The 6,802-nt window shown below is 49.6% G+C and carries 5 protein-coding genes and 2 pseudogenes; 1 reads left to right on the forward strand and 6 read right to left on the reverse strand.

The annotated features are described in order from the left end of the window. From AZ66_RS30965 to AZ66_RS24970, 6 genes and pseudogenes are all read right to left on the reverse strand, one after another. A pseudogene (locus tag AZ66_RS30965) lies at positions 1-293 on the reverse strand (YheC/YheD family protein); the annotation flags it as partial. 24 nt (positions 294-317) lie between these two features. Then, positions 318-1,424 (reverse strand): YheC/YheD family endospore coat-associated protein, encoded by a 1,107-nt coding sequence (locus AZ66_RS24955; protein WP_044357355.1) that lies wholly within the window; start codon positions 1,422-1,424, stop codon positions 318-320. Then, positions 1,421-2,797: a YheC/YheD family endospore coat-associated protein gene (locus tag AZ66_RS24960; RefSeq protein ID WP_044357356.1), complete on the reverse strand. Its 1,377-nt coding sequence runs from the start codon at positions 2,795-2,797 to the stop codon at positions 1,421-1,423. Before AZ66_RS24960 ends, AZ66_RS24955 begins: the two co-directional genes overlap by 4 nt. Then, positions 2,794-3,755, reverse strand: a pseudogene (locus AZ66_RS33915) (YheC/YheD family endospore coat-associated protein). Before AZ66_RS33915 ends, AZ66_RS24960 begins: the two are co-directional and overlap by 4 nt. Further along, on the reverse strand, positions 3,653-3,958 hold the full coding sequence (locus tag AZ66_RS33110) for a hypothetical protein (protein WP_231587039.1): 306 nt from the start codon (positions 3,956-3,958) through the stop codon (positions 3,653-3,655). The pseudogene AZ66_RS33915 and the gene AZ66_RS33110 overlap by 103 nt, the downstream one beginning before the upstream one ends. Positions 3,959-3,971: 13 nt before the next feature. Then, the gene (locus AZ66_RS24970) at positions 3,972-5,339 is read right to left on the reverse strand and encodes a YheC/YheD family endospore coat-associated protein (protein WP_044357357.1); all 1,368 of its coding nucleotides are present in this window, start codon (positions 5,337-5,339) and stop codon (positions 3,972-3,974) included. A 152-nt stretch (positions 5,340-5,491) separates the two neighbouring features. On the opposite strand from AZ66_RS24970, the gene AZ66_RS24975 reads away from it, so the two are divergent. Continuing rightward, positions 5,492-6,670 carry a DUF445 family protein gene (locus tag AZ66_RS24975; protein WP_044357358.1) on the forward strand — a complete coding sequence of 393 codons (1,179 nt, stop codon included), beginning with the start codon at positions 5,492-5,494 and terminating at the stop codon, positions 6,668-6,670. Positions 6,671-6,802: the final 132 nt, after the last annotated feature.

Here is a 6,802-nt window from a genome sequence, read left to right on the forward strand (position 1 = left end):
TTGCTGCGGAATCGGCGAAGCTGAGTGAAGCGATGGCTGTTTTGGAGACGGCATCGATCAAATATCATATTCGGAAAACGCGTCCATTTCCGTGTCCAGCGCCTCGTTGCTGGATGATAACACATCGCGTGAATGCGTCGATGTTGGTCATCAACATCCTGTGGTGTGAACACATACACGTCGAGTCCTATTTTTTTGCCGGCTGTGATCATGCGCTGATAGATGAGGCGCTCTTCCAGATGCTTTCGTTCATTCAAGTATAGTGTCAATATACCGAGTGTCGGTTGACTCAAGCCGTATCACCTTCTTCCCGTCCCTTATCCGCCTAATTTGGCAAGATATTGGCAGTATTGAAATATACGCTCGAGCGAACGTTGGCGGATATGAGGCTCATCGAACTTCATCGGTTTGGCATTTGCTTCGAAGAACCAAATGCTTCCGCCAGCATCGACACCTAAATCCATAGACATCTCTCCATGTAGATGCCCGGATGCACGCTCGATCTGTCTTGCGATAATCAGCGAAGCATGTCTGGCACGAATCATGATGCGCTTAGATTGCTCATTACCGAACACAGAGATTAAGAGCTTCTCCGGGTCGTCTATACTACCGCCGCGAGGCACATGTGTCGTAATGCTCATTGTACCTGCGACACGTGCACCCACTCCTGTAACCTCCCATTGTCCCCGGCCGTTTTTCTGAATCAGGACACGAAGATCGAAGGGGCGACGATTGCTGGCAGCAAGTGAGATGCCTTGTTGAACAATATAGTCGTGGGCGCCGGCTTCCTTACGAATACGGCTCCATAGCTTCGAGATCGTAGCGCATTTATACGATACGCTCTTCTTTTTTTCCTGGATCTTCAGACGGTACTTGAGTGCCTTGGTATGGTTCACGCGAAGTGTCATGATCCCTGCGCCTGCTTTGCCGGATTCCGGCTTCAAGAACAAGTAAGGATGTTTATGCAGCATTTTACCTAATGCGGCCGAGGTTTTCAGCCGTCTCGTTGAAGGGATATACTTTTTCGTAATTTTCGATTTTTTCAGCCATTCGAATAAGTGCCATTTATTGAAAAAGTATGGGTTGAACAACTTGATCGAAGGATGTGCGAGCACTTCTTTAATCTTGCTGCGAACCGCTGGAAGACATTCATCCTCACGAAGTGGGATACGATTATAGATAACGTGCGGAAGCGGGAACCACTCCTGCTTCCACACATTATTCTCATAGGAATAACCGATGACACGCTTCGCGTGAAGCTTCAAATCCCGAACTGTTAGGAGAAAAACAGTAAACCCCATTTCTCTGCCCTTTTTGATAATATCGGCGAAATTATCTCGGTTGCCGCGGAAGTACTCTCTGTCATCATCCATCGTTAGAATTGCAATGACAGGTGTTTGTGCTGTTTGTTCGTTCCCACTCACGTGATCTCCCCCCTGCGGAATTTGCTTAGGTACAGGCAGTGATCCAAAATATGTTCAATGGAAGCTTGCCCTTCATTCTTAAGGGAAGGGTGCTTGAATATCGAGCGTCCCGGTTTCGCATTTGCCTCGAACATCCAGACCTGCTCATCACGGTCAATCCCAATATCGAAGCCGAGCTCTCCGATCAAATGCGGATGATTTCGTTCAATTGCTTCCGCCAACTGGATGGCGATCCTCTTCGCCTTGTCGAGCACTTCGTCTGAACGTTCTCCGAATGCACGTTGAAGCGCCTGGGAAGGAGTCATGAGTCTACCGCCATTTTTGACGTGAGTAGTTACACTGCCTTTGCCGGCCTTCTTGGCCCCTACGCCCACCACCGCCCACTTGTTTTCTCCGTTCTTATGCATATGGAAACGGAAATCAATCGGACATCCGTCGATCTCGATCAGGCGAACGCCCTGTTGAATGACATAATTGCGCAGGCTGCGTCCATGTCTCGCTTCGAGCATGCGCATCAGACTGGAGAAGGAGCGGAAGCGAAGGAGTACGTTCTTGCCATTTGAAGTATACCGGGCGAAGAACCCCTTCTTCGGCAAGTAGGTCAGCCGATAGATACCGATGCCAAGACTGCCTCCAGAAGGCTTATAATAGGCAAACTGATGTCGTTCCAGCATGGTTCGGATCGTGTCTGATGAAGGATTCATGACGGATTCTGGAACATGCTGATTGGCTTCTAATTCATTCTTAAGCAGGGCATATACATCCGATTTATTGAAGAAGCTCCAGTTGAAGAAAGGAATTTTTTTGCGAGTGAACCGGTCACGAAGCGTATTGTAGGAACCGGATGTTTCGGCACGTCTGCTAGGCAAGCGGTTGTATACGACATCAGGCAGCGGTACTGTGCGCCTTATCCAGCCCCCCGAAGGGCTAAGAAAATAGCCAAGCACTGTATCGTTATTCCAATTAATGTCGCGGGGAGCGAATGCGAACACATATGCCTTCTTATTGCCTGTGCGAAGGATTTGTCTAATAAACCCAGTACGGCTGCCGAAGGGGGCTGAAGATGAGCGGGACGTTCCGTCAGACATTATACCAATGAGAGGGCCGATGTGAATGTCGCCTTCAGCTTCATTCAGCAGAAATACAGATCCAGACTTAGGGATGCGTACGGCTGACCGTAATCCTGCCGATACATAGAGATGCTTGCCGGGCTTCTGGATCGGTCTGACTGATGCAGGAATGATCGTCTTCCCGAGCCTGAGCCGTACCGATCTTTTGCCGGCAAGTTTGAGCTGTTTTAATAAGGAGTTGGATACATATAAAATTTTTTCGGAATTTGGCGTCAAATGGACGTTGCATACCGTCAAACTCATGAACAGACCCTCCTAAGGTACCGAACCAACACATGGCGTGCGTACAAGATGGGATTTTCCACTGATTGCAGGGCAGCTTCGTATTCTCCGGTGTGTCTGAATACGGATCTGCCAGGTTTGGAATTGACCTCGAGCAGCCAAGGGCGAGCCTTGCGGTCAATCCCGTAGTCGAGGCCGATCTCGCATATTCGCCCATATTGGGCTTCCAGAAGCGGTGGAATGTATTCGCTGTACGTACTCAGTTGTTCTATAAGCCGATGAACATGATTCGGTTCGAATTGGCTTTCCAAGAATGGTATGACCGAGACGGCGCGACCGCCTCCGTGCAGATTAGATGTGACGCTGTCAGGCTGGCCGACCCTTGCTGCCATACCGGTTAGAACCCAACGGCCGTTTCCGTTTTTTGCATAAGAACGCGGACATCGAACGGCTCTCCTTCTTGGGTAACCAATGATAAATAGGGTTGTATGACAAATCTGCGCTTGCCGACAAATTGTTCGATCCAAGCGAATCCTTCCTGAGGCCGGGAGAAGCTGTGTTGTATGGGATGATTATCATCGTCCCTTCCACGAAGCTCCAAAGTGCCGGGAGGAGCATCTGATATCGAATCACTCTTCTCCTTATCGTTGTCGCGGTAGCGTACATGCAGTGTGGACTTTCCATGAGTGCCGCCATGTGGCTTCAGAAATAGGCCGCCATGATAACGATTCAGCAGAGCAGCAAGACTGGAGATGCCTGCGAACAACCGAGTGGGAGGCAGTATGGGGGACAGGGATGAATCCTTGCGCATTGAACGATAGATACCCCATTTTCCTCGTAAGCCGATGCCGAGAAGCGTGACATTCGCCAACTGCTTCATACGGATGATGGCAGCTTGTGTTTTACGGTATTGCTGCGGATTGCTGTAGGAGCATCTGTCATAAGCGAGCCGGGAAGGGGGAATGTACGCCGTTCCCATCCAGACTTCTCATATACAAATGCATGAACGGTGCAGTCACCCCAATGTATCCATAACGGGGAGAACACGATAACACGGATACCATGCTTGCGACCGGCGATGCAAAGTTTGCGGCAGTATTCTGCCTCCGCGAATGGCAGCGTTCCTGTGCCTTCACATTGCAGAACGCCAAGCGTCAGCGCGGAAGGTTCTGACATGTTCATTGCTGCCACCTCCTTAGATCCCGGTTAGAAATCGAGAGTAATCCACGATTTTGCGCACAGAGGGCCGTATTTTTCGATCACCTAAAGGTGTGTTGTCGTTTTTGGATGGTTTGGAATTGACCTCGAGGAGCCAGACCTTCCCCGAGTTATCTACAGCAAGATCGATGCCGAGCTCACCGAAATGAGCGGGAATATAAGTGTCTACTCCTTGAGCGATATCAAGTGCAGCTCGCCTCAGCCGTGCACTTACATCATTCTTCACCGAAGGAGGCAGGTTCGTACGGAATATGGCTTCCTTCACGGTACTGAGTGAGCCGCCGCGTGCCAGGTTAGATACAAAGTGCTGATTGCTCGCAATGCGGGCGACGATCGAAGTGATCGTCCATTTGCCAGAAGCGTTCTTCTGGACGAGTGCTCGGAAATCCACCGGACGCCTACTGTGATCGATCAGCGTCAGTCCCTGCTGAATTTGGTAGTGGTTTGTCTTCAACTTGCCAGATAGGCTGGAGAAGACCTTAGTAAGACTGCTAAACTGCTGCCGTTTTGTTCCGTTTAAGGTGGAATATAAGGCTTGATAACTGTGATCCGGGAGCCGGGTGATGCGAATAATGCCTTTGCCAAGGCTGCCGCGTGCGGGCTTTAAGAACACAGTAGTATAACGGCTGCACATGCTTTTTAAGGTGGAGAAGGTACGGAGCGAGTAAGACTCCGGCAAATATTTGGATAGCTCTGCATGAGGTCTGAGTGCTTCGAACACTTCTGTTTTATCCAAGAATTTTTCATTGAAGACAACGGACTGATATCGGGATTTTACTTCTTTCATAAAATGCTGTACGCTAGGTTTGTTCTCCAGCTTGCGTGACGTCAATCGGTTGTTGATAATATCCGGTATCGGCATCGTAACCCGTTGCCAGCTACCATTGGTATTGACCCACGCTTTGACGTTGTGGAGGTCTTGGATATGATCGGGTGTGAAGAAGCATACCCATGCTCCTTGGAGCTGGCATGCATCAACCAATTCCTTGCAGAAAGAGGTAATAGAACCGAATGGCTTATCCGGCATGCTCGGATAATCACGGCTTACTAATACACCAATAAGCGGTCCAAGGCTCAAGGTTTGGCTCGATGTCTTGTAGGCCGCACGCAGTGACTGGCCGTTCGTTAGCCCCATCTTTCGTGCAAGTGAGTGATTCATTCGTAGCCCGTCGAAGCGGGAGACGGATATTACTGTCACGCGCTGCTTGAAGGAACCGAACTTCAGAGTCAGCGGCTGGTTGACAGGAACCTTCCACAGCTTGACATAAGCCTCTCCCAACATGAGCACATCGTCTTGCAAGAGGCTGGAGCTGATCAACTGGAGCGTCACTTTTGATTTAGACATGGAGGTTCTCCTTCCAACAACAACTTGCAGTCATTCATACGATCCCATCTGCATGGGTCGATACAGATAGACCGTATACGTTAATTCATCATATGAGGACATATTTCCCTTGGTGATTGACCTAGTGAAGGAAATAAAAAGGGGGAATAGACATGCCGGTATGGCTGTTTATCAGTTTTAGTGTTGTCGTTGCTGCTATCGTAGGTGGGGTTACCAACCATTTTGCGATCAAAATGCTTTTTCATCCGCGCAAAGCCATGTATATTGGCCGCTGGCGCATACCATTTACACCAGGACTTATTCCGAAACGCAGAGAGGATATTGCCGCTTCTTTCGGTGATGTTGTATCCGAATATTTGGTCACAAGTGATGGACTCCGTACGATGCTGAACAGACCCGATACTCGTGAGAAGGCGGCAGAAACGGTTCTGCGCATGACTCAGAATTGGTCGGAAGATGACAGAACGATTAAAGAGTGGGCGGTCAAGTTGTTTCCAGATAAGGAATGGGATGAGATTCGGGATCAATCTGCGCATCGATTGCAGGAATGGACGGCAAATGGGGTTAAGAAGTGGCTCGAGGGGAAAGGCTGGGATGAGCGCCCTCTGGTTGAATGGCTTCCAGAAGGGTGGGAGCAGTCATCTGCGAAATGGGCAGACAAAGCCGCTGTTGTGATGCTGTCATCGTTGGAGAAGGAATTGACCTCGTTGCAGGGACAACTGCTCATGACGAAGCTGGCGAAGGATGTCATTGATCGTGCCTCAGGTTTCTTTGGCGCTATGGCAGCGATATTTGTGGATGAGGATAAGCTCGTAACCAAGATGATGCCTGTGCTCGTCGAACAGCTTCGCTCGCCTAAAGTTCGAGCGACCGTTGCAGGTTTCATTTTATCGAAACTTGGTGAATGGCTACAAGAGACACCTGCTCAGATTGTTCGATCGTGGGCGGATTTGCCCGAAGAGACGAATTCCCTTGATTTTATTGTGAGCCAAGCCGCTGCGATGATTCAGTGGCCGAAGCGGATCGATCGATTTGGCGAGATTCAACCAGCGCATCTGGTTGGCAAGTATGAGGCAGTGTGGAGCGGCTATATTCCACGAGCTGTGGAGGCAGCATTCGCGCTGTTGGATCGTAATCTGGATGCTATTGTTCGCGCGGCCCGCTTGCAGGAAGTGGTACGTACTCAGGTGGAGCAATTCCCGATTGAACGTTTGGAGACGATCATTTTAAGTGTGTCGGGCAAGGAGTTCCGAGCAATTACATGGTTGGGGGCTTTGCTTGGAGGCATTATTGGGTTGGTGCAGGCTTTTGTTCTGTTAGCTGTCGGATAAACGTCATATTTGGATGAGGACAGTAGTATAGAACTATGATATGCTGAAGATTGTATTTTTTGCGGGAGGTAATGAATGATGAGCGTATACGACAAAGCGCACGACTTGGCACGTGCATTGCAGTCCTCTGAA

The organism is Paenibacillus sp. E194, from assembly GCF_000935845.1.
Classification (GTDB): Bacteria; Bacillota; Bacilli; order Paenibacillales; family Paenibacillaceae; genus Paenibacillus_B; species Paenibacillus_B alvei_B.